We start from the raw sequence: 23,251 nt of genomic DNA on the forward strand, positions 1-23,251 counted from the left end.
CACTGTCAGTCCACCTCCGCCACCGCCTGTGCGAACTGCGCCGCGTACAGACGCGCGTACGCGCCCTCCGCCGCCAGCAGCTCGTCGTGCGTGCCCTGCTCGACGATGGACCCGTTCTCCATCACGAGGATGACGTCCGCGTCCCGGATCGTGGAGAGGCGGTGGGCGATCACAAAGCTCGTCGCCCATGCGCCAGCCGCGCCATCGCCTTCTGGATCAGCACCTCCGTCCGCGTGTCCACCGAACTCGTCGCCTCGTCGAGCACGAGGATCACCGGGTCGGACAGGAACGCCCGGGCGATCGTGATGAGCTGCTTCTCACCCGCGCTCACCCCCGTACCCTCGTCGTCGATCACCGTGTCGTACCCGTCCGGCAGCGTCCGGACGAACCGATCCGCGTGCGCCGCCCGCGCCGCCTCCTCGATCTCCTCGCGGGTGACCGGCCGCGACGCCCTGTACGCGATGTTGTCCGCGATCGTCCCGCCGAACAGCCAGGTGTCCTGGAGCACCATGCCGATGCCCGCCCGCAGCTCCTCGCGCGACATCCGGGCCGCGTCCACCCCGTCCAGGGTGATCCGCCCGTCCGTCACCTCGTAGAACCGCATCAGCAGGTTGACCAGCGTCGTCTTGCCCGCGCCGGTCAGGCCGACGATCGCGACCGTCTGGCCCGGCTCGACCTTCAGCGACAGGTCGTCGATGAGCAGCTTCTGCGGGTCGTACCGGAACGCCACCTTCTCCAGCGTCACCGCGCCCCGCCGCTCCACCGGCCGCTCGGCCGACTTCGCGTCCGGCTCCGGCGCCTGCTCGTCCGCGTCGAGCAGCTCGAAGATCCGCTCGGCGGAGGCGACCCCCGACTGCACCAGGTTCGCCATCGAGGCGACCTGGGTGAGCAGCATCGAGAACTGCCGCGAGTACTGGATGAACGCCTGCACATCGCCGATCGACAGCGCGCCGGAGGCGCCAGGAGCCCGCCGACGACCGCGACCAGCACATAGTTCAGGTTCGAGATGAACATCATCAGCGGCTGCATCTCACCGCTGTTGAACTGCGCCCTGAACCCGGCCTCGTACAGCGCCTCGTTCTGCTCGTCGAACTGCCGCGCCGACTCCTCCTGGCGCCCGAAGACCTTCACCAGGCTGTGCCCGGTGTACATCTCCTCCACGTGCGCGTTGAGCCGTCCCGTGGTCTTCCACTGCTGCACGAACTGCGGCTGCGACCGCTTGCCGATCTTCGTCGCGATGAACACCGACAGCGGTACGGTCGCCAGCGCCACCAGGGCGAGCAGCGGCGAGATCCAGAACATCATCGAGAGCACGCCGACGATGGTGAGCAGGGAGTTGATGAGCTGGCCCATCGTCTGCTGCATCGTCTGCGAGATGTTGTCGATGTCGTTGGTCGCGCGGCTGAGCACCTCGCCGCGCTTGGCGCGGTCGAAGTACGACAGCGGCAGCCGCGGCAGCTTCGCCTGCACCTGCTCGCGCATCCGGAACACCGTGCGGTTGATCGCCCGGTTGGAGAGCCGGGTCGCCACCAGCATCAGCAGCCCCGCGCCCACGTACACCGCGAGCGCGAACAGCAGCACACCGCCGACCGAGCCGAAGTCGATGCCGTGGCCGGGGGTGAAGTCCACCCCGGAGAGCATGTCGGCGAGCCCGCCGTCGCCCTTGGCGCGCAGCCGCTCCAGGGCCTGCTCCTTGGTCGTCCCGTCCGCCATCTGCCGGCCGACGACGCCCGCGAAGACCAGGTCGGTCGCCTTGCCGAGGATCTTCGGCCCGACCACCAACAGCGCCACGCGAGCACCGCGGCGACGACCATCACATAGAGCGTGCCCTTCTCCGGGGCGAGCTGCCGCAGCAGCCGCTTGGAGGAGCCCTTGAAGTCCATCGAGCGTTTGCCGTCGCCCTGGCCCATCATCCGGGCCATGTTTCCGCTCATGCCGCCTCGGCCTCCGTCAGCTGGGAGAGCACGATCTCCCGGTACGTCTCGTTCCCGGCCATCAGCTCGCGGTGGCGACCGGTGCCGACGACCCGGCCCTCGTCCAGGACGACGATCCGGTCGGCGTCGCGGATCGTGGAGACCCGCTGGGCCACGATGACGACGGTCGCCTCGCGCGTCTCGCGCAGCAGCGCCGCCGCAGGGCCGCGTCCGTCGCGTAGTCGAGCGCCGAGAACGAGTCGTCGAAGAGGTAGATCTCCAGGCGCTGCACCAGGGTCCGCGCGATCGCGAGCCGCTGGCGCTGGCCGCCGGAGACATTGGTGCCGCCCTGCGCGATCGGCGCGTTCAGCCCGCCCTCCAGCGCGGCGACGAACTCCTTGGCCTGGGCGACCTCCAGGGCGTGCCAGAGCTCCTCGTCGGTGGCGTCGGGATTGCCGTACCGCAGATTGGTCGCGACCGTCCCGGAGAACAGATACGGCTTCTGCGGCACCATCGACACCGTCTTGGCGAGCAGTACGGGATCGATTCCGCGCACGTCCTCGCCGTCGACCAGCACCGTGCCGTCCGTCACGTCGAACAGCCGCGGTACGAGCCCGAGCAGCGTCGACTTGCCGCTGCCCGTCGACCCGATGATCGCGGTGGTCTCGCCGGGGCGGGCCACCAGGTCCACCCCGTCCAGGACGGACTCCTCGGCGCCCGGATACGTGAAGTCGGCGCCCCGGACCTCCAGATGGCCGCTGCGGCGCAGCTCGCGCACCGGGGCGACCGGCGGCACCACGCTGGTCTGGGTGTCGAGCACCTCCTCGATGCGCTCGGCGCAGACCTCGGCGCGCGGCACCATCATGAACATGAACGTGGCCATCATCACGGCCATCACGATCTGCATCAGATACGTGAGGAACGCGGTGAGCTGGCCGATCTGCAGGGACCCGTCGTCGATCCGGTGGGCGCCGAACCACACCACGGCCACGGACGAGACGTTGACCACCGTCATGACGGTGGGGAACATCAGCGCCATCAGCCGGCCGGTGCCCAGGGAGACGTCGTCAGCTCGGTGTTGGCGCCCCTGAAGCGGTCCTTCTCGTAGTCGTCCTTCACGAACGCCCTGATCACACGGTTGCCGGTGATCTGCTCGCGCAGCACGCGGTTCACCGTGTCCAGACGGGTCTGCATGGTGCGGAACAGCGGCGCATCCTGCGCACGATCAGCGAGACGGAGACGCCGAGCACCGGCACCACGGCGAGCAGCACCGCCGACAGCGGCACGTCCTGGCCGAGCGCCATGATGATGCCGCCGAAGCACATGATCGGCGCGGACACCATCAGCGTGAACGCCATCAGCGTCAGCATCTGGACCTGCTGCACGTCGTTGGTGGTCCGGGTGATCAGGACAGCGCCCCGAAGTGGCCCACCTCGCGCGAGGAGAACGACTGGACGCGCCCGAAGACGGCCGCGCGCATGTCCCGGCCCACGGCGGACGCCGTGCGCGCGCCGAAGTAGACGGCGCCGACGTTGCAGACGACCTGGACGAGGCTGACGGCGATCATGATGCCGCCGAACTCCAGGATGTAGCCGGTGTCCCCGTTGACGACACCGTTGTCGATGATGTCGGCGTTCAGGGTCGGCAGATAGAGGGTCGCGCAGGTCTGGAGCAGCTGCAGCAGCACCAGGAGCGCGATCGGTTTCTTGTACGGATCCAGATGGGTCCGCAGGAGTCGTAGAGCACGTGGAGGCTCTCCGGGTCGGCAAGATCGAGGGGTTCGACCTCCCATCTTGCGACACTCCACCCCTGGAACCCCAAGGGATTGCCAAGGGCGAGTCAAAAGGATGAGTCAAGGACGGCCTCCGGCGCGGTCAAGGCGACACGCCGGAGATCACCCCTTATGGCTCGTTTTCCGCCTCCGGTGACCGGAAGCCGCCGCCTCCGGCGCCCGTGTCGAACGCGCCCGGGTGGATCTCGTCACGCGTCGCGATGTACTGCTGGCGCACCGCCTGCCCCACGGCCAGCTCCTCGCCCGGCTCGAAGACCTGCGCGGCCGCGCCCTGCCAGGCCGGCGGGGTGTGCGCGGCGAGGCTGCCCTGCGAGACGCCCAGCGCCCAGGCCGCCTGCCGGGCCGCGCCAAGGGCCGCGTACTCGGCGGGCTGCGGCACGACCACCTGGGTGCCCAGGATCGCGGGCGCCGCCGCCTGCACGGCGGGCAGTTCGGCCGCCGCCCCGAGCAGGAAGACCCGGCGCACCTCGACGCCGCGCAGCCGCAGCACGTCCAGCGCGTCCGCCAGCGAGCAGAGCATGCCCTCGAAGGCGGCCCGCGCCAGGTGCTCGGGCTTCATCGACTCGCGCCGCACCCCCGCCAGCGTGCCGGCCGCGTGCGGCAGCCGGGGCGTGCGCTCCCTCCAGATACGGCAGCAGGACCAGCCCGCAGGCGCCCGGAGTGGACTTCAGCGCAAGGGCGGAGAGCTCCTCCAGACTCTCCGCGCCGAGCATCTCCGCCGTGCCGCGCAGCGCCCGTACCGCGTTGCTCGTATGCACGACCGGCAGATGGCGGCCGGTGGCATCGGCGAACGACGTAATCATCCCGGCCGGGTCGGCCAGCGCCTCGTGGTGCACGGCCATGACCGAACCCGATGCCCCGAGCGAGACGACCGCGTCGCCGGGCCCGACGCCGAGCCCGAACGCGGCGGCCATCGTCTCGCCGGTGCCGGCCGAGATCAGCAGCCCCTCGGGGTGGTGCCGGCCGCGTCGGAGGGGCCGAGCACCTCGGGGAGCGCCACGCGGTGGCCGAGCGCGAGCTCGACGAGGTCGGGGCGGTAGAAGCCGGTCGCGGCCGACCAGTAGCCGGTGCCGGAGGCGGCGCCGCGGTCGGTGGTCCGGCGGGCCGGGCGGCCGAGCAGTTGCCACACCAGCCAGTCGTGCGCCTGCACGATCGCGGCGGTGCGCTGGGCGGCCTCCGGTTCGGTACGGGCCAGCCAGCGCAGCTTCGCCACGGCCGGAGGCCTGCGGCACGGAGCCGACGGCCTTGGCCCACGCCTCGCGCCCGCCGAGGCCGTCGGTGAGATCCGCAGCGGCGGCCTGGGCGCGCTTGTCGGTGCCGGTCAGCGCCGCCCGTACGAGAGCGCCCTGCCCGTCCAGCGCGATCAGCGCGTGCTGCTGGGCGGCGACGCCGATGGCCTGCACGCCTTCGAGCAGCCCGCCCGCCGCGGCCTCGCCGAGCGAGAGCAGCCAGGCCTGCGGATCGACCTCGGTGGCCTTCGGGTCGACGGGATGCGGGCGTACCCCTGCCGCAGGACGGCACCGGTGTCGGTGTCGCAGACGACGATGCGAGTGAAGGCGGAAGAGCTGTCCAGCCCGGCGACTATCCCCATGCGCACGATTCTGCATCACGCGGGGGCCACCGGGCCGCGCGTCGGTCAAGGTGTCGCCGGTTGCCGTCGGTGCACGGGGTCCGTCAGGTGTTGCTGGTGCCCCAGTCGTCCTCGGCGGAGCCCTGGCCGCGCTCGCGCAGTCCCCGCACCCGCTCGCTGATCGAGTCCGGCACCTTGTCGCCGACCTTCTCGCTCACCGCGTGGAAGGCCTTGCCCGCGAACGCGCGGTTGTTCTGCGCGGCCGACTCCGCGGTGTTGCGGACGGCCGGGTTCTGGGCGACCTGCCGGGCGGACTTCTTCAGCTGCTCGTACCGCTCGCGTCCGGCCCGGGTCCCGAGCACGTACCCGACGACGAGTCCGACGGCGAACGTGAGCCGGTAGCGCATGGCGGTCACCCTTCTGTGGCGTCTGTTCGACGTCGCTGTGGCGTCGTGTGCTGCGCCTACCCGTGCAGCCCCGTGATCACCCGGGGTGGAACCGATTGGCGGAGCACCCCCTGCTTGCGCTAATGTATGTGTCGCAGCGAGCGCACGCCGCCTGGGGACACCCGGGGTAGTACGTTCGATGCAACGAGACATTCCCCTGTAGCTCAATTGGCAGAGCAGCCGGCTGTTAACCGGCAGGTTACTGGTTCGAGTCCAGTCGGGGAGCTCGGTCTCCTGTAGCTCAATTGGCAGAGCAGCCGGCTGTTAACCGGCAGGTTACTGGTTCGAGTCCAGTCGGGAGAGCAGTGAAAAGGACCCCTTGAGGGTCCTTTTTCATGCCCGCTGGAACCGCGCGGGCTGCCGGCGGGTCCTCATGGTCGTGCGTTGCCGACCATCCGAGGCAGGAGATCGTATGAGCGGCTATGTGCGGCAGACGGCGCGCACAAATGTGCGCGACGCGCCGTTAGGGGCGGTAGCTCAGCCGGTTAGAGCAGCGGACTCATAATCCGTCGGCCGTGGGTTCGAGTCCCACCCGCCCCACCACGAGGCGTTCCTGCAGGAACGTTTCGGGCAGGCGAGACCAGGATGCCCCTGGGGCGTCGTACTCCACGACGACACACCGGGGGCATCGTGGCACCCACCCGATCGGAGTGACGGCGGAGTGAGTCGGGCCGGGGGCGGGGGATCGGGGGCGCGCCTGCGTCCGACGCGGCGCGTCGGGGGTGCGGGCTTTCTTTCCTGACCTCCGGGTCGCGCTTTCGGACTTCCGGGTGGCGTTCCGGGGGCGTGAATTCCCGAGTACGGGGAGGGGCGGGCCGGGAGGAAATTCCCCGGTCCGGAATTCGGGGGAATTCGTCGGGGTGGTGGCCGCCCGGAGCGACGCGACCCCGGGAGGCGGTGCCGCGGCGGCCGTGCGCGGGGGCCTGGAGGGCCCGGGCGGGCTGCTGGGGCCCGTGGGGGTGCGGGCGGCCGACCCCGTGCCGGAGGCGCCGTCGCGCCGCGCCGCGCGGGAGCGGCCCTGCGGCCGTGGCGCATTTCTTTTCCTTAATTGTCAGGCCGGTGTTCAACCGCGGAGTTCCCGCGATTGAACGTCTGATCAGCCGCTCGGGCTTGTCCGGAGGCGATTCGGTCCGGGAGATTGACCGCATCACGAACCGCAAAGGGGAGGCACCAGGTGAGCACGGAAGAACCGCAGGGCGGCGAGGTCTACACGGCCGGCAGTGCCAACTTCGATCCGCTGTACGCGGGGAAGGTGCGGACGGAGGGCCTGGGCATGAAGTTCGACTTCGCGCCCTGGAACATCCCCGAGCCGCAGCCGGTCGTGGTGGCCCTGGAGGCGTCCGGCGCGTTCCGTGGGAAGGTGCTGGACGCGGGGTGCGGCACCGGGCAGAACTCGCTGCACCTGAAGAGCCGCGGCCACCAGGTCACCGGCCTCGACTTCTCGCCCTCCGCGATCGGGCAGGCGCAGGAGCGGGCGCGGGAGCGCGGGCTCGACGTGACGTTCGCCGTGCCGGACGCGACGGCCTTCGAGGGCGTGGAGGGCGGCTTCGAGACGGTCCTCGACTACGGGCTGTACCACGTCCTCACCGACGAGCAGCGGCGCGAGTACGCGGCCGCGCTGCACCGGGTGACGGCGCCGGGGGCCCGGCTGCACCTGTTCGCGTTCGCGGAGTCCGAGCTGGTCGGGCTGCTGCCGCAGCAGCTGCGGGTCAGCAAGGACAACTTCCGGGTCAACCTGGAGGGGACGTGGCGGATCCTCGCGATCGAGGACAGTCTGTGTACGACTAATCACACGCGTGAGTACTTCGAGAAGCAGCGGGCTGAGACGGGGGACGTTGCCGTTCGATCCGAACGCGTTCGATGTGGATGCGAAGGGGCGCATCGTGTACCCGATGTCGTACGTGCACGCGGAGCGCGTCTGAGGTTTTGAGCCCCACCCCGCCCCTTCCCGCTGTGACATTTGCGGCTCCGCCGCGTGGCCTCCGGGGTGGGTGGGGGTGGAGCCGCGCCGGGGCTTCGCCCGGACCCTGTTCGTCTGCGGGTTGAGTGTGGCTGGTCGCGCAGTTCCCCGCGCCTGAAAATGCCGCTGCGCGGCACCCCGGGCGCCCTGCAGGGCGCATCTCAGGGGCGCGGGGAACTGCGCGACCAGCCCCCACCGGCCCGCGGATGAAAACGCACCCCACCCCCCCCCCGAAGGGCACCGGTTAGCATCCTCCGTGACCGCCGACACCAGCCCCCGACCAGAACCCGAATACTCGCCGACCTCACCCCCTCCGCAGTTCGCCGGACTACCGCCGGCTGTGGTTCGGGAACACCATCTCGTGGGTCGGGCAGGGAATGACCTCCCTGGCGATCTCGCTTCAGGTGTACGACATCACGGGGTCCAGCTTCAGCGTCGGGCTCGTCGGGCTGTTCTCGCTCGTACCCCTGATGGTGTTCGGGCTGTACGGCGGGGCGATCGCGGACACCGTGGACCGGCGCCGGCTGGGGCTGGCCAGTGCGTCCGGATCCGCCGTGCTCTCGGCGGGGCTCGCCGCCGCCGCGATCGCCGGGTTCACGCACGTGTGGTTCCTGTACGGGATCGTCGCGCTGCAGTCCGTGTGCGCCGCGCTCAACGGGCCCGCTCGGTCCTCCATGATGCCCCGGCTGCTGCCTCCCGAGCAGCTGTCCGCCGCCAACGCGCTCAACTCCATCACCATGACCTCGGGACCCTGCTCGGCCCGATGCTGGGCGGGCTGATCGTCGGGTTCGCCGGGTACCAGTCGGCGTACCTCATCGACGCCGTCACCTTCGCCGCCTCCCTCTACGCGACGTGGCGGCCGCCGTCGATGCTGCCCGACCGGGACCGTACGGCCGCCAAGCGGGCCTCCGTCCTCGACGGGTTCCGCTTCCTCGCCACCCGGCCCAACCTGCGTATGACGTTCTTCTCCGACTTCTGCGCCATGATCCTGGCGCACCCCGCGCTCTGTTCCTGGTCGTCGCCGCGCTCTGGTACGGCGGTGACGCCCGCACCACCGGGCCCCTGGTCGCCGCGCCTGCGCTCGGCGCGCTGCTCGGCGGGGTGTTCTCGGGGTGGCTCAGCCGCATCCACCGGCACGGGCTCGCGATCCGCTGGCCGTGGCGCGTGGGGCGCCGCGATCGCCGTGTTCGGGCTGACCCGCAACCTCTGGCTGGGGCTGCTCTTCCTCGCCCTCGCGGGGTGCGCCGACACCGTGTCCATGGTGTTCCGCAACACCATGCTCCAGGTCGCCGCGCCGGACGAGATGCGCGGGCGGCTGCAAGGCGTCTTCATCGTGGTCGTCGCCGGCGGGCCCCGGCTCGGGGACTTCCTCGCGGGCACCACCGCCGACCTCGCCTCGCCCACGGTCGCCGTCACCGGCGGCGGCCTCGCGTGCGTGCTCGCGGTGACGCTGCTCGGCGTCACCCGCCGCCGGTTCGCGCGGTACGACTCCCGCGACCCCGAGGCGTAACGGCAGGACCTGGCGGGTTGCTGCCAAGTCGCTTATCCGCCACGGAAGTTCACCCTCCGGGGGCATGAAACGCCCGACACTCTTCGCACCACCCCGGCGAAGAGAGGGCAGTCTTCATGACCAGAGCACCCGGGAGACGTGGGCCCGGCTGGTCCTGATCGGGCTCGCACTCGTCCTGGTCCCCGCGGGCCCTGCCGTCGGCTCTCCGCAGGACCCGCAGCTCCCGCAGGAACACGGCCTCCGCCGCGCACACCGTCACGCTCGTCACCGGCGACAAGGTCACCGTCACCGACCTCGGCGGCGGCCGGAAGACCGTCACGGTGGAGCGGCCGCGCGGCACCGGGGCCGTACGCAGCCGGACCGCCGACGGCCGCGTCCGCGTCGTCCCGGACGAGGCCCGGCCGTACCTCGCCGACGGGACTCTCGATCCCCGGCTCTTCGACGTCAGCGGGCTCATCGAGCAGGGGCTGGGCGGCGGTGCGCTGCCGCTCATCGTCACGTACGGGAAGGGCCGTTCCGTACATGACGCCCTCCCGCCCGGCGCCAGCCGGTCCGTACGCTTCCCAGCATCCGTGGCGCGGCCGTCCGGGCCGCCGGGGACGGGGCGTTCTGGCGCGCCCTGACCGGTGCCCGAAGACGCGCGGCGCCGCCTCCGGCGGCATCGCCAAGGTCTGGCTCGACGGCCGCGTCGGCCGCGATGGCCGAGTCCAACGCCCAGATCGGCACCCCGCAGGCGTGGGCCGCCGGGCTCACCGGCAAGGGGGTGAAGGTCGCCGTCCTGGACACCGGCGTCGACGCGGCCCACCCCGACCTGACCGGCCGCGTCAGCGCGACCAAGTCCTTCATCGAGGGCGAGGAGGTCGCCGACCGCAGCGGCCACGGCACCCACGTCACCTCCACGGTCGGCGGCTCCGGCGCCGCATCCGACGGCAAGGAGAAGGGGTCGCGCCCGGCGCCGACCTCGCCGTCGGCAAGGTGCTCTCCAACGCGGGCTCCGGATCCGAGTCGCAGATCATCGCCGGGATGGAGTGGGCCGCCGAGGACGTCCGCGCCAAGGTCGTCTCGATGAGCCTCGGCTCGCAGGAGGCGAGCGACGGCACCGACCCGATGGCCCAGGCAGTCAACACGCTCTCGCGCGACACCGGCGCCCTGTTCGTCATAGCGGCGGGCAACACCGGCGCCCCCTCCATCGGCTCCCCGGGCGCCGCTGACGCCGCCCTGACCATCGGCGCGGTCGACTCCGCCGACCAGGTCGCCTACTTCAGCAGCCAGGGCCCGCGCCTGGGCGACAACGCCCTCAAGCCCGACCTCTCCGCCCCCGGCGTCGACATCCTGGCCGCCCGCTCCCAGTACACGGCCGGATCGGGCCCGTACACGGCCATGAGCGGCACCTCGATGGCCACCCTGCACGTCGCGGGCGTCGCGGCCCTGCTCGCCGAGGAGCACCCCGACTGGAGCGGGCAGCGGCTGAAGGACGCGCTGATGTCCACGGCGAAGGTGCTGGACGCCGAGCCGTACGCGCTGGGCGCGGGCCGCGTCGACGTCCCGGCCGCGACCACCGCGTCCGTCACCGCGACCGGCAGCGCCGACCTGGGCTTCGTGCGCTGGCCGTACGGGGACGACAAGCCGGTGACGCGGACGCTGACCTACACCAACTCCTCGGACACGGCTGTGCGGTTGACGCTGTCCGTCGACGAGGCGCGCCGCCGGTGCCGTCTCCCTCGCCGACACCGGGCTCACCGTCCCGCCCACGGCACCGCGCACACCACCGTCACCGGCGACGGCACGCACGCGGCCGTGGGGCGGACCGGCGGCCGCGTCACGGCGTCCGTCGACGGAAGCCGGTGGCGCACACCGCGTTCGAGCTGGTGAAGGAGGAGGAGCGGTACGACCTCACCGTGCACGTCAAGGACCGCGACGGCGCCCCGAGTCCCGCGAACCTCTCCGTACAGCAACTCGCCCAGGGCCAGGACCCGTTCGGGGCCACGGTCGGCGGTTCCGGCACGCTCACCCTGCGGCTGAGGCCCGGTACGTACACCGTCGACTCGTTCCTCGACGTACGCGGCAGCAAGGGCGAGGACTCCCTCGGCCTCGGCTACCTCTCCGACCCCGAGGTCGTGCTCGACCGGGACCGCGAGATCACCCTGGACGGGCGGCGGCTGCGCGAGCTGCGGGCCGACGTGGACCGGCGCACCGAGACGCGCCAGCTGCTGATGGAGTACGACCGCAGCGCCAACGGCGCGACCGTCTCGGGCGCGGTGCAGGTGCCGGTCGCGTACGACAGCGTCTTCGCGGCGCCGACGCGGAAGGTGCGCACCGGCACCTTCGAGTACCGCACGGTCTGGCGGCTCGGCAAGCCGCTCCTCGACGTCGAGGCGGGCGGGAAGCGGCTCGGCGACGCGCTGGTGCAGGCGGGCTCGACGCCGTTCGACGGGCATCGCCGGGTGGGGTCGCGGACGCCGGAACGGGGAGCGAGGCCGAGTACGCGGGCAAGGACGTGCGCGGCAAGGCCGTCGTCGTCCGCGCCGCCGCCGGGGTCACCCGGCGGCAGCAGGCCGCGGCGGCCCAACGGGCGGGCGTGGCCGCGCTGTTCGTGACGGACGACGCGCCGGGCCGCCTCAGCGAGTGGTTCGGCACGGACGAGGGCGCGGCCGCGCCGCTGGCGGTGGCGTCGGTGAACGCGGCGGACGCGGCGCGGCTGCGGGAGGTTCCCGCCGGCGGTACGGCCGTCTGGTGGGCACCCGCTACACCCCGTACGTCTACGACCTCTCCGAAGGCCATCCGGGCGCCGTCCCGGACCGCGATCTGACGTACCGGCCGCGTGGGCGTGAACTGGCCACGGTGGAGACGGCGTTCCACGCGCCGGCCGGCCCGGCCACGGGTGGGGAGTTCCGCTACTCGATCACCGGCGCCTTCCTGATCGGCTTCGGCTTCGCGGAGCGGATCGCGTACCCGGTGCGGCGCACCGACTACGTCAGCACCGGCCCCGGCCAGCGCTGGCACGAGTCGGTGACGCTGGGCGAGTCGGCCCTTGAGGAGCGCAGCGGCCTGGTGGCCTACGCGGCACCCGGACCGCGCTGGACTGGTTCGGCCCGGTGTGGCACCCCGGCTCGGCACGGGCCTGGGCTGGGGCAGCAGCGCACGGGCAACGACCTGCAGTTCAACACGCCGGGGTGGGGGGACGGGGGTTTCGACCACACGGGGTTCGGGGACGTCTGGAGCCGGTCGTCGATGACGCAGGTCACGTCGGTGTACGTGGACGGGGTCCAGGTCGACCGGCGGACCGGCTCGGGGGCGTACGCGTGGGGCGTCGACCCCGCGCCGCACACCTTCCGGGCGACCACGGACACCACGCTGGACCCCTCGGTGTGGCGGCTGTCCACCCGTGGCCGCGCCGAGTGGACGTTCCGCTCCGCCGAGACGCCGGCCGACCGCGCGACGACGCTTCCCTTGTTGAACCTGGCCTTCGACGTCCTGACGGATCTGTCGGGGAACGTCTCGGGGCGCCGGGTCCCGGTGGGGCTTCGGGCGTCGTACGTGGCGGGGGCGTCGGTGGGGACGGGGCGGATCGACTCGGCGTCGCTGGAGGTGTCGCACGACGACGGGGTGACGTGGGGGGCGGTGGGGCTGTCGCGTGTGGGTGCGGGTTCTGCGGGTTCTGCGGCGTGGCGGGGGAGTTGCGGGTGCCGGCGGGGGTGCGGTTCGTGTCGCTTCGGGGGCGGCGGGGATGACGGGGGTGGGGCGGTGCGGCGGAGGTGGTGCGGGCGGTGGGGGTAGGCTGACCTGCTGTTTTGCCCCCACCCCGCCCCTTCCCGAAAGCCCTCCGGCGGGCGCCGGGCCGCGCCCGGAACCCCGGTTCGTCTGCGGGTCGGTGGGGGCTGGTCGCGCGGTTCCCCGCGCCCCTTGAATGCCGCTACGCGGCATCCCCGGGCGCCCCGGAGGGGTGCTTTTAGGCGCGCGGGGAACTGCGCGAGCAACCCAGTACGGTCCGCAGACGAACCAAGGCCCGGGGGCCGGGGGCGCCCCCGGGAGAGCCACCTCCACCCCCGCCCACCCCCGGAGGGTTCAGGGAAGGGGCCGGGGTGGGGGAGACCACCCCGGGCCACCCCCAGGCGTACCAAATCCCGCGGCCGCACCCCCAACTGGTCCGCAGTGCTCCGCACCTCCCACCCCCTCTTCAAGATCGCCGCCGCCAACTCCGGCGCGATCACGGAGAAGTAGCTGTCCGGCGTCACCCACGTACGCCAGGGAGAGGCGAGGGCGAGGGCCCCGCCCGACCCGCCCTCGCCGATCACCAGCGTGGTGACCGGCACCCCCACCCCCGCCACAGCCGCGAAGCAGTCCGCGACCGCCGCGCCCTGCCCCGCCCGCTCCGCCGCCGCGTCGTTCGCCGCGCCCGGTGTGTCGACCAGGGTCAGGACGGGGACGCCGAGGCGGTCGGCGAGGCGGAGGAGGCGGGCGGCGGTGCGGTAGCCCGCCGGGCGGGTCGCGGTGCCGTCGGGGCCGCGTACGCGACCGTACGCCCGCCCCGCTCCCCGAACCCGCACAGCATCCCGGAATCCACACCCCCGCACCGGTCCCCGCCGACGGGGAGGCGGAACGTGAAGTACGCGTCCAGGTACGCCGTCGCCCGGGGGCAGGACGACGAGCGCGGCTGCGACACCGCCTCCCACCCCGTCCCCGGCAGGCCCGACCCGCCGAGCGCGAAAGGCACCTCCGCCGGGGCCACCGGGCCGCCCGGGACCCCGCCGGAGAGCAGCCCCAGCCACCGACCCAGCACCCCGCGCAGCCCCGCCACCGGCACCACCGCGTCCACCGCCCCGGCCGCCAGCTGCCCCTCCGCCGCGTACGCCGCCGGATCCGCGTCGGCGGGCCGTACCCGCGAACCCGCGAACCCGACCTGCGCCCCTGGCAGCGCCGGGACCACGTCCGCGCCCGCGCCGAGCGTGGCCCAGCCGCCGCCTGTCGTCGGGTCGCGCAGGACCGCGATCTGCGGCAGCCTGGCGGAGCGCAGCAGGTGGACTGCCGGGCCACCCGCTGGAGTTGGGTGAGCGCGACCATGCCCTCCTGCATCCGGCCGCCGCCGGTCGCGATCAGCGAGACCAGCGGCAGCCGCCGCTCCCGCGCCGCCCGGTACGCCGCCTCAAGCCGGTCACCCGTCCGCTCGCCCAACGAGCCGCCCAGGAAGCCGAATTCGAAGGAGAGCACCACGCAAGCCCGACCTTCCACGTCCGCCAGGCCGTAGATCACCGACTCCCGCTCGCCCGTGCGTTCCGTCGCGCGCGCCCGTGACGCCGCGTACCCCTCCCACCCCAGCGGGCCCTCCTCCGCCGTCTCCCGCTCCGGCGCGTGCGGCTCCGTGAAGCCGGACGTCGCCGCCTCGATCGCCGCCCTCGCGCTCAGGCGGTCAGCCATTCCCGTTCCCCAGCGCGCGCTTCATGATCTTGCCCATGTCGTTGCGCGGCAGCGCCTCCAGGAAGCGGACCGTACGCGGCCGTTTGTGCGGGGAGAGCTGGGCGGCCACGTGCCCGGCCAACTCCTCGGGCGTGGGCGGGGACTGGGGGTCGGCCGGGACCACCCACGCCACGATCCGCTCCCCGAGATCGGCGTCCGGCTCACCGGTGACGGCGGCCTCGCGCACCCCGGGGTGGTCGAGCAGCGCGTTCTCGATCTCGCCCGCCCCGATCTTGTACCCGCCGCTCTTGATCAGGTCCGTCGCCTTGCGGCCGACGATCCGTACGTAGCCGTCGGCGTCCAGGCTCGCCATGTCGCCGGTGCGGAACCAGCCGTCCTCGGTGAACGCGGCGGCCGTGGCGTCCGGCCGGTTGAGATAGCCGCCGAACAGGTTCGGGCCGCGCACCTGGATCTCGCCGATGCCGTCCGACTCGTCCGCAAGGCGCAGCTCCACGCCCGGCAGCGGCACGCCGACCGTGCCGGGGCGCGGCTCGCCGTCCACCCGTACGCTCGTGTTCATCAGCGTCTCGGTCATCCCGTACCGCTCGATCACCGTACGGCCGGTCGCCGCCGCGATCCGCCGGTGGTCGTGGACGGGCAGCGCCGCCGACCCCGACACCAGGAGCCGCGCCCCGGCGGGCGCCTTCGCCAACTCCGGTCGGTGTCGAGGGATTCGGCGATGCGGTGGTACATCGTCGGCACTCCGAAGAGCATCGTCGCGCCCGCCGTCAGCTCGCGGGCCACGCCCTCCACCGAGAACCTGCCCAGGTGCCGGACCGAGCCGCTGCGCCGCAGCGGGCCGAGGATGCCGAGGATCAGGCCGTGGACGTGGAAGAGCGGCAGAGCGTGTACGAGGACGTCGTCGGGCGTCCACGCCCAGACCTCCGCGAGCGCGTCGAGCGTGCTGGAGATCGCCCGCCGGGGAGTACGGCCCCCTTGGGCGGGCCGGTGGTGCCGGAGGTGTAGACGATGAGCGCGGGGACTCGGCGTCGGCGGGCTCGGCGGGCTCGTCGGCCAAAGGCCCTTGTCCCGCCTCCGGGACCACGTCGATCCTGGTCAGCGCCGCCAGCGCGGGCGGCAGGAGGTCGCCGGGGGCGGCCAGGACGGCCGTGGGCGCGCTGTCCGTCAGGATGTGCGCCGCTCGCGCTCGCCCGTCTTGGGGTTCAGCGGGGCACCCCGGCAAGCAGCGCCGCGACCACCCCGACGGCCGTCTCCAGGGTCGGGGTCGCCCAGACGGCGACGCGGCCGGCCCCGGCGATCCGGGCCGCCAACGGGCCGGCCGCCCCGGCGAGTTCGGCGTAGGTGAGGGCGCGCTCGCCGAACCGAAGGGCTCCCTTGCGGTCGGCGGTTCGCAGCGCGGGAAAGAGAGGGACACGGAAAAGGGCTCCTCGCAGTCGACGGCACCGGCCCTGAAGGGCCACTGGAAACCCTACGCGGCGCCGTGATCAAGGAAGCGGCAGCGCCACCTTGACGGCGTACAGCGCGACCAGCCCGTACCCGAGCCGGAACGTCCACCTCCGGGCCGCGTCGGAGATCCGCGCCCCGGCGAACCCGCTCGCCGCGACGAGCAGTTGCTGCCACACGAAGGACGCGGCGAACACGGCCGAGACGAACACGGCCCCGCCGCCGCCGCCGTGGAGGGTGCTGCCCTGGGCGGTGGTGAGGGCGGTGAAGTAGAGGGCGGTGGTGGGGTTGACGAGGGTGAGGGCGGCGAAGCGGCCGAAGGTACGGGCGGGGGACCGGGCCGGGAGCGTGGCCCCGGCAGCCCGTCGGCCGTCCCCGCCCCCGGACCTCCTGCTGGGCCCGCGGCCCCTGCACCCCGCTTCGTTCGTCTGCGGACCGTGCTGGGTTGCTCGCGCAGTTCCCCGCACCCCTACGGGCGCTGGTCGCTCCCCCAAGTTCTCGGCTTCGCTCGAACAGGGGGAAACCCCATCGCGGCGGAGCCGCACAATGAACAGCCCCGCGCCCCTGAAGGGGCGCGGTATCGCACCGGACTTCCACAAGTTCGCTTGGCCGCCCCTCGGCCGGGTGTCACAGCCGGGGCGCCGCCGGGCCCCGCGACCCCCACAGCCCCCGCCCCGCGATCCCCGCCAGCACGGCCGCCGCCACCAGCCGCACCCACGCCTCCACCCCCGACAGCGTCGACGCCACCCACGGGCCCAGCGCCGTCGCCGCCGCCGCGTACGCCAGGTCGACCACCGCCACCGCCGACGCCGCCGCGACCGCCCCGCGCCGGTCGCGCATGCCCTCCTGGACGAGCAGCACCCCGACCGCGCCCACGGGCATCGCCACACCCAGGCCCGCCGCCGCACCCGCCACCGCCGTCGTCCACATCCTGCTCATGGGGGTACTGTCCGGCCATGCCCGCCGGGTACGCATCCGAATATCGACCCGGGCTGAATGGGGACACGGGCACGCGGATTGCCCCGGCAGGTTGCCCAGAGCCGCACCCCCTAGGGGCGCGGGGCTGCGACATTTGCGGCTCCGCCGCGTGGGCGCGACCAGCCCACGACGGCCCGCAGCCGCCGACGCACATCCACCGCCCTACAGAGGCGCCTCCCACGTCACAGCGGCGCTCTCCCCGTCGTCCGTGACGGTGAGCCGCACCCCGCGACGCCCGTCCGGCAGGACGGCGGCCGCATCGACGACGACCGCGACGGACGAGACCCCGGGACGGCGGTGCGCGGCGGCCAACGCGGTGCGCAGGGCCGACAGCAGCCGCCTGGCGACGGCGTCGCCCACCACGGCGTCCACCGCCCCCTCGAACCGCACCGACGGCCGGAACCCCAGCAGCGCCCCCGCGCCGTCCGTCTCGCGCAGCACCTGGCCGCGTACGGTCGTCGGCGCGTCGGCGGGCGGCTGCTGGAGGGCGAAGATGGCGGTGCGGACCTCCTGGATCGTGGAGTCCAGCTCGTCCACGGCCCGGGTGAGCAGCTCGTCCGTGTCGTCGCCGGAGGCCTTCGCGGCGCGGCGGCGCGTCGACTCCAGCATCATCTCGGTCGCGAACAGCCGCTGGACGACCAGGTCGTGGAGGTCGCGGGCGATCCGGTCGCGGTCCTCGTACACCGCGAGCCGCTCCTGGTTGTGCTGCGCGTCCGCGAGGACCAGCGCGAGCGCGGCCTGCGAGGCGAACTGCGCGGCCAGCAGCCGGTCCACCGCGGTGTACGGCTCGGCCCCGCGGCGCCGGGGGAGCGCGAGCGTACCGATGAGCTTGCCGCCGCTCTGCAGCGGCAGCATCATGCTCGGCCCGAACCGGGTCCGTACGTGCGTGGTCATCCGGGGATCGGTCGCCGAGTCCTCGATGAACACCGGCTCGCCGCCGAGCAGTTGGACCAGGACGGGGAGCCGGGCGCGATGGTCGTTCCCAGGATGTCGTCCGGGTAGTCCGGCGCGGACGCGGCGACGATCTCCATCCCGCCCTCCTGGGCGGGCTGGAGCACCACACCGGCCGCCGCGTCCGCGAGCAGCCTGGCCTGCTCGGCGACCGTCGTCAGCGCGTTCGCCGCCTGTCGCCGGTCAGCAGGGAGGTGGTGACGGCGGCGGCGCCCTCGATCCACCGCTCGCGGCGCCTGGCGGTCTCGTAGAGGCGGGCGTGCCGATCGCGATCCCCGCCTGCGAGGCGAGCACCCGCAGCAGCGTCAGGTCCTCCTCGGTGAACGGGCCGCCGCGCTTCTCGGTGAGGTAGAGGTTGCCGAACACCTCGGTGTGTACGCGGATGGGGACACCCAGGAACGAGCGCATCGGCGGGTGGCCGGGCGGCACGCCCGAGGAGCGCGGGTCGGTGGTGAGGTCGTCGAGGCGCAGCGGCCGCGGGTCCTGGACGAGCGCGCCGAGCACCCCGGCACGCCCGTCCGGGAGCGCCCTGATCCGCTCCTGCTCGGCGTCGGTGAGCTCGGTCGAACAGCTCGGTGAGCCGGCCGCGCTCGGGGTCGACGACGCCGAGCGCCCCGTACCGGGCGCCGGTCAGCTCGGCCGCGGTGTCCACGATGTGCTGGAGGGTGGTGTGCAGTTCGAGCTCGAGCCGACGCCGAGGACGGCTTCGAGCAGGACGGGCAGGGTGCCCCGTCCCCGGACCGGTCGTCCGCGCGCACCGCACCCCTCTCTTCGCTCTCTTGCCGCCCCTCGCCTCACTCGGCCAGCGGGTCGAGGACCATCGGCTCGATCTTGCCGTCCAGCATCGCGCCGAGGCCCAGGATGGCGCAGACGTCCGGGCGTTCGGCGATGGCCACGGGCATGCCGGTCGCCTTGCGCAGCATCTGGTCCAGGCCCGGCAGCAGGGCGCTTCCGCCGACCATCATGATCCCCCGGTCCGCGAGGTCCGCGACCAGGTCGGGGGGCAGTCGCGCAGGACCTTGCTGATGCCGTCGAGGACGGCGGTCAGCGGGGTGTGGATCGCGTCGCGGACGGCCGCGGTGTCGACCTGGACCGAGCGGGCGAGGCCGGTGGCGACGTCCCGGCCGTGGATCTCGGTGGAGGCGGGCCGTGCGGGGTCAGCCGTTGCCGCTGAGGGCGAGCTGGAGGGGGCGCACGGACTGGCTCGGCAGCATCAGCTCGTGCTGGTGGCGCAGGTGCTGGATGACGGCGTGGTCGATCGCGTCGCCGCCGACCGGGATCCGCTCGGCGGTGACGATCGCGCCGAGCGAGAGCACCGCGATCTGGGTGGTGGCCGCGCCGCACACCATGATCATGGTGGCGGTCGGCTGCTCGACCGGGAGTCCGCAGCCGACCGCGGCCGCGATCAGGGTGTCGACCAGCTCGACCGGCGGGCGCCGAGCCCCACCAGGGTCTCGACGGCGGCGCGCTGGGCGAGCGGGTCGGCCTCGTGCGGGTGCAGGCGGCGGCCCGCAGCCTCGGCTTGCGCCGCAGCTGGCGCCGCAGCTTCTCGCCGACCAGATGCCGCGGCATGCGCTGGGCCATCTCGATGTCGACGACGGTCCCGCCGGTCACGGGCCGGGCGACGCGGATGTAGTCGGGCGTACGGCCCGTCATCTTCTCGGCGAACGCGCCGACGGCGATCAGCGCGCCGGTACGGGTGTTGACGGCCGCGACGCTGGGCTCGTCCACGACGAGTCCCAGTCCCTTGACGAATACGCGCGTCCTCGCGGCCCCGAGGTCGACGGCTACATGGCAACGGCGCAACTGCTCCAGACTGACGGTCACGGCGATCCTCCCGCTGGCGGCTCTTGATCGAATCGTCCGGCCCCGGGGTGCGCGCGCGCTGGGATGCGCCGGTTGGGCGTCGGCTGATGGAGTGCGAGTTCCCGAGAGCCAATTGGGTGACAGTGCGGCGTGCCTGCGGGCGTTGCGGGGTGCGGGCTGGGTCCTGGGTGCGCTTTCGGCTGCGGGCCGGTGGGGGCTGGTCGCGCAGTTCCCCGCGCCCCTTTTGGGCCCGGCGTTTGTCTGCGGGCCGTCGTCGGCTGGTCGCGCAGTTCCCGCGCCCCTTGGAGGGGTGGCCCGGGTCTGTTTTTGTCTGCGGGCCGTCGGGGCTGACGGCAGCTCCCCGCGCCCCGGGGGGGGTGGCTGCTCGGCGAGGCAGCGTCAGGGGCACGGGCCCCGCCGAAGTCGCACCCCGGCTGAGCCGCAACCCCCTAGGGGCGCGGGGAACTGCGCGGCCAGCCCCCACCGGCCCGCAGACGAACCCCGGGCACCCCCACTCACCCTCAACAGCCGTTGCAGCAACCCCCACGAGAACTCCGCCACGCACTTCTCCCCGCCGGGGACGGTCGTTGCCAGCGGGTGGGGGCGCTGCCTTCCATCGGGCAGGCCGGGGAGGCGCGGGCCGCCTCGTCGACCGTGCAGGACCACGGGCGCAGGTCCGCCGCCGTCGCCAGGGCAGGGCCGGGCTCGCCGGGGCGCGGACCAGCCACTCGTTCCACACCGTCCCGTCCGGCCCGGCCAGCACCTCGAACCGCCGCGTCGGCCCAGCGGCACCGGCCACGGCCGGGCCTCGCCAGGTCGCCGACCTTGCGCGGGACCACCGTCTCGGGCTCGCCCAGCACCGACCGGAACCGCGCGGCCGCGCCGGGAGCGCGGCGAGCGGGTCATCGCCTGCCAGCGGCGGTTGGCCTCCCGCATCCCGGCTATCGACACCCCCAGCTCGCGGCGGGCGTCGTCGACCAGCTCCGGCTGGTGGTCGGCCATCCGCCGCAGCAGGACGAGTTGGAAGTCGAGCGGGCCGAAAAGGTGAGGCTGCGCGTCCGTCATGACCCCATCCTGCCCGGCCCCACCGACAACGCACCGAACGCCCGACTTCGTGCCCCCGACACGCCCTGGAAGGCGGGGTTCCACACAAGATCCGCACATTCCCGGCCCCAATTGTTGACCGCTCCCCGCATAGCCTCCGTTGGCCATGGATTACGCCACGCCTGCCGGCGGCACCTCAACGGCGCACTGGCCTGCGCCGGATGCGGCACCCCCGCGGAGGAGCTGCGGCAGCCGAAACCATCGACCTCGGGGTGTACGAGGCCGCCGCATCCGGTGCGGACCCGGCCCCCGTCGGTCACCGCCGCGCGCGCCGCGAACTGCCCCGGGCCGCCCGCCCGCGCCGCCGCGCCCGCAAGCGGCGCGGCCGCCTCGTGCTGTTCGGCTCGGCGGGTGTGGTCCTCGCGGCCGGTGCGCTGGGCATCGCCCAGCTCGCCCTTGAGCCGCCGCCGGACGAGCGCGGCGCCGCCACCTCCGTACACGAGGAGGAGCAGATCTCGCAGGAGACGGCCGCGCCCGTGCCCGACGCGAGTGATGCGGGCGGCCCAAGCGGCCGAGCGCGGTGCCCGCGGGGACGGGGCGCGGGAAGAGGCATCCGGCCTCGGGCGGTACGCGGCCCGGGCCGGGCGGCACCGGAACCGGCGCCCTGCCCCGGGCGGCTCCCACCCGGCCACCGGCCCGACCACCGCGCCCAGCGCCCCGGCGCCCACGCCGACGGGCCCGGGCGGCTCCCCCTGCCGTCGACCTCGCCTCAGCCGTCCGCGTCGGACTCCGCCCCGGCCCCACAGCCGTCCCCCACGCCGACGCCGACCTGCAACCGCTTCCTCTGGTGGTGCTTGTAGCTTCACTGCGAGTCGGTGGGGCTTGTCGCGCAGTTCCCCGCGCCCCTGAAGGCGCCCCTCCGGGGCGTCCCTGCTGGTCGCGCCCGCGCGGCGGAGCCGCAAATGTCACAGCCCCGCGCCCCTTAGGGGCGCCCAGCTAGGTTGTGTCGTCAAATGATCTTGAGTGGTGGATCATGGTCGGGTGATACGTCGTCATGAACTGTCCGATGCCGAGTGGGAGTTCGTCTGTCCGCTGCTGCCCGCCTCCTTGCGGGGCGGAAGCGGTTGGACGACCGGGTGGTCCTCAACGGAATCGTGTGGAAGTTCCGCACGGGTGTGGCCTGGCGGGATGTGCCTGAGCGGTACGGCTCGTGGGCCACGCTCCATACCCGCTTCCGCCGCTGGGCCAAGGACGGCACTTTCGAGCGGATGCTCCAGGTCGCGCAGGCGAAAGCCGATGCGGCGGGTGACATCGGCTGGCTGGTGTCGGTCGACTCCACCGTCGTGCGGGCCCACCAGCACGCCGCCGGGGCCCGAAAAGGGGGCTCCACCGCCCCGCGCTCGGACGCTCGCGAGGCGGCCTGACCAGCAAGATCCACCTGGCCTGCGACGCGTTCGGCCGACCGCTCGCCTTCACGGTCACAGGCGGGAACACCAACGACTGCACCCAGTTCACCGCCGTGATGCAGGCGATACGGGTGCCCCTGATCGGCCCGGGACGGCCCCTGGTGCGGCCCGCCCATGTCCTGGGCGACAAGGGCTACAGCTCGAAGGCGATCCGGACCTGGCTGCGACACCGCGGCATCGGCCACACCATTCCCGAGCGGCCGACCAAGTGCGCAACCGGGCCCGGCGCGGCAGCCGGGGCGGACGCCCGCCCCGCTTCGACAAGGAGCTCTACAAGCGGCGCAACGTCGTGGAACGCTGCTTCAACCGCCTCAAGCAATGGCGCGGCATCGCGACCCGCTACGACAAGACCGCCGAGTCCTACCAGGCAGCCGTCACCCTCGCATCGCTCCTGATGTGGGCCTGACACTTTGACGACAACTCCTAGGGGTGCCCAGCATCCGCTTCAGCAAGTCCCGCAACACGGCGCGCTCCTCCGTCGACAGCTCCGCCAGCGGCTCGCGGGCGAAGTCCAAGGAGTCGCGGAGCCGGGTCGCCGTCGCCAGGCCCTCCTCCGTCGGTGCGGCCAGTTTGACCCGGCGGTCGGCCGGGTCGGGGCGCCGTTCGACGAGGCCGCGGGCCTCCAGGCGGTCGATGATCCCGGTGACGTTCGACGGCTCGCACTTCAGCTTCCGCGCGATCTTCCGCATCGGCACCGGTTCCAGCGAGAGCAGCCCGAGGACGCGCGCCTGCGCGCCGGTGAGCGCGTGCTCGGCGGCGGCCTGCTCGTACTCCTCGTGTAGCGCGCCACCACCGAGCCGATGAGGTCGACGACTTCGACGGTGAGGGGATCCATACGCATGGCCATGGGTACCAGCCTACCGAGTTACTTGACAATCTCAAATATCCAGGAGCATGGTTGTTTCAGTACCTGAAGTAATCCGCCGGATCCGGCGGCCCCGCACCGCAGGAGGACGC

General features: G+C 73.1%; 12 protein-coding genes, 3 tRNA genes and 11 pseudogenes. 14 read left to right on the forward strand and 12 right to left on the reverse strand.

The features are described from left to right. Positions 1-5: 5 nt before the first annotated feature. From QIY60_RS19450 to QIY60_RS19465, 4 genes and pseudogenes are all read right to left on the reverse strand, one after another. A pseudogene (locus QIY60_RS19450) lies at positions 6-1,934 on the reverse strand (ABC transporter ATP-binding protein). Beyond that, positions 1,931-3,705: pseudogene (locus QIY60_RS19455) on the reverse strand (ABC transporter ATP-binding protein). Before QIY60_RS19455 ends, QIY60_RS19450 begins: the two co-directional pseudogenes overlap by 4 nt. 109 nt (positions 3,706-3,814) lie before the next feature. After that, positions 3,815-5,296 (reverse strand): annotated as a pseudogene (locus QIY60_RS19460) (FGGY family carbohydrate kinase). A gap of 83 nt (positions 5,297-5,379) precedes the next feature. Next, on the reverse strand, positions 5,380-5,682 hold the full coding sequence (locus tag QIY60_RS19465) for a YtxH domain-containing protein (RefSeq protein ID WP_283143591.1): 303 nt from the start codon (positions 5,680-5,682) through the stop codon (positions 5,380-5,382). A 193-nt stretch (positions 5,683-5,875) separates the two neighbouring features. On the opposite strand from QIY60_RS19465, the gene QIY60_RS19470 reads away from it, so the two are divergent. The 11 genes and pseudogenes from QIY60_RS19470 (at position 5,876) to QIY60_RS19520 (ending at position 12,968) form a co-directional block, all read left to right on the forward strand. After that, positions 5,876-5,948 (forward strand) — tRNA-Asn (locus tag QIY60_RS19470). Between the two features lie 3 nt (positions 5,949-5,951). After that, a tRNA-Asn gene (locus QIY60_RS19475) sits at positions 5,952-6,024 on the forward strand. Between the two features lie 163 nt (positions 6,025-6,187). Continuing rightward, a tRNA-Ile gene (locus QIY60_RS19480) sits at positions 6,188-6,264 on the forward strand. A 631-nt stretch (positions 6,265-6,895) separates the two neighbouring features. Next, entirely contained in the window at positions 6,896-7,651 is a 756-nt protein-coding gene (locus QIY60_RS19485) for a class I SAM-dependent methyltransferase (RefSeq protein ID WP_283143592.1), read from the forward strand. A gap of 338 nt (positions 7,652-7,989) precedes the next feature. Continuing rightward, positions 7,990-9,191: pseudogene (locus QIY60_RS19490) on the forward strand (MFS transporter); the annotation flags it as partial. 320 nt (positions 9,192-9,511) lie between these two features. Beyond that, positions 9,512-9,814, forward strand: coding sequence for a hypothetical protein (locus QIY60_RS19495; protein ID WP_283143593.1), 303 nt, complete (start codon positions 9,512-9,514; stop codon positions 9,812-9,814). 74 nt (positions 9,815-9,888) lie between these two features. Further along, positions 9,889-10,260, forward strand: coding sequence for a S8 family serine peptidase (locus QIY60_RS19500; protein ID WP_283143594.1), 372 nt, complete (start codon positions 9,889-9,891; stop codon positions 10,258-10,260). Further along, entirely contained in the window at positions 10,167-11,063 is an 897-nt protein-coding gene (locus QIY60_RS19505; protein WP_283143595.1) for a S8 family serine peptidase, read from the forward strand. The genes QIY60_RS19500 and QIY60_RS19505 overlap by 94 nt, the downstream gene beginning before the upstream one ends. Further along, the gene (locus QIY60_RS19510; protein WP_283143596.1) at positions 11,036-11,788 is read left to right on the forward strand and encodes a hypothetical protein; all 753 of its coding nucleotides are present in this window, start codon (positions 11,036-11,038) and stop codon (positions 11,786-11,788) included. Before QIY60_RS19505 ends, QIY60_RS19510 begins: the two co-directional genes overlap by 28 nt. Beyond that, on the forward strand, positions 11,689-12,000 hold the full coding sequence (locus tag QIY60_RS19515; RefSeq protein ID WP_283143597.1) for a hypothetical protein: 312 nt from the start codon (positions 11,689-11,691) through the stop codon (positions 11,998-12,000). The genes QIY60_RS19510 and QIY60_RS19515 overlap by 100 nt, the downstream gene beginning before the upstream one ends. Beyond that, positions 11,925-12,968: a hypothetical protein gene (locus tag QIY60_RS19520; RefSeq protein ID WP_283146151.1), complete on the forward strand. Its 1,044-nt coding sequence runs from the start codon at positions 11,925-11,927 to the stop codon at positions 12,966-12,968. Before QIY60_RS19515 ends, QIY60_RS19520 begins: the two co-directional genes overlap by 76 nt. A gap of 320 nt (positions 12,969-13,288) precedes the next feature. On the opposite strand, the pseudogene QIY60_RS19525 reads toward QIY60_RS19520, so the two are convergent. The 7 genes and pseudogenes from QIY60_RS19525 to QIY60_RS19555 form a co-directional block, all read right to left on the reverse strand. After that, positions 13,289-14,606, reverse strand: a pseudogene (locus QIY60_RS19525) (carboxyl transferase domain-containing protein); the annotation flags it as partial. After that, a pseudogene (locus QIY60_RS19530) lies at positions 14,599-16,000 on the reverse strand (acyl-CoA synthetase). The pseudogenes QIY60_RS19525 and QIY60_RS19530, both read right to left, overlap by 8 nt. Before the next feature lie 90 nt (positions 16,001-16,090). Further along, on the reverse strand, positions 16,091-16,516 hold the full coding sequence (locus tag QIY60_RS19535; RefSeq protein ID WP_283143598.1) for a hypothetical protein: 426 nt from the start codon (positions 16,514-16,516) through the stop codon (positions 16,091-16,093). 160 nt (positions 16,517-16,676) lie between these two features. Further along, a complete protein-coding gene (locus QIY60_RS19540; RefSeq protein ID WP_283143599.1) occupies positions 16,677-16,988 on the reverse strand; it encodes a hypothetical protein in 312 nt (103 codons plus the stop codon). Between the two features lie 201 nt (positions 16,989-17,189). Continuing rightward, positions 17,190-18,701: pseudogene (locus QIY60_RS19545) on the reverse strand (GAF domain-containing protein). A gap of 71 nt (positions 18,702-18,772) precedes the next feature. Continuing rightward, positions 18,773-19,805, reverse strand: a pseudogene (locus tag QIY60_RS19550) (rod shape-determining protein). 501 nt (positions 19,806-20,306) lie between these two features. Continuing rightward, positions 20,307-20,849, reverse strand: a pseudogene (locus tag QIY60_RS19555) (hypothetical protein); the annotation flags it as partial. 200 nt (positions 20,850-21,049) lie between these two features. Here QIY60_RS19555 and QIY60_RS19560 point away from each other — a divergent pair. From QIY60_RS19560 to QIY60_RS19570, 3 genes and pseudogenes are all read left to right on the forward strand, one after another. Then, positions 21,050-21,688 carry a hypothetical protein gene (locus tag QIY60_RS19560; protein ID WP_283143600.1) on the forward strand — a complete coding sequence of 213 codons (639 nt, stop codon included), beginning with the start codon at positions 21,050-21,052 and terminating at the stop codon, positions 21,686-21,688. A 264-nt stretch (positions 21,689-21,952) separates the two neighbouring features. Then, positions 21,953-22,252, forward strand: coding sequence for a transposase (locus tag QIY60_RS19565; protein WP_283143601.1), 300 nt, complete (start codon positions 21,953-21,955; stop codon positions 22,250-22,252). Between the two features lie 14 nt (positions 22,253-22,266). Next, positions 22,267-22,700, forward strand: a pseudogene (locus QIY60_RS19570) (IS5 family transposase). Here QIY60_RS19570 and QIY60_RS19575 read toward each other — a convergent pair. Then, positions 22,669-23,141 (reverse strand): annotated as a pseudogene (locus QIY60_RS19575) (MarR family transcriptional regulator). The pseudogenes QIY60_RS19570 and QIY60_RS19575 overlap by 32 nt on opposite strands. Positions 23,142-23,251: the final 110 nt, after the last annotated feature.

The sequence above is a fragment of the Streptomyces sp. BPTC-684 genome (genome assembly GCF_030028635.1).
GTDB lineage: Bacteria > Actinomycetota > Actinomycetes > Streptomycetales > Streptomycetaceae > Streptomyces > Streptomyces noboritoensis.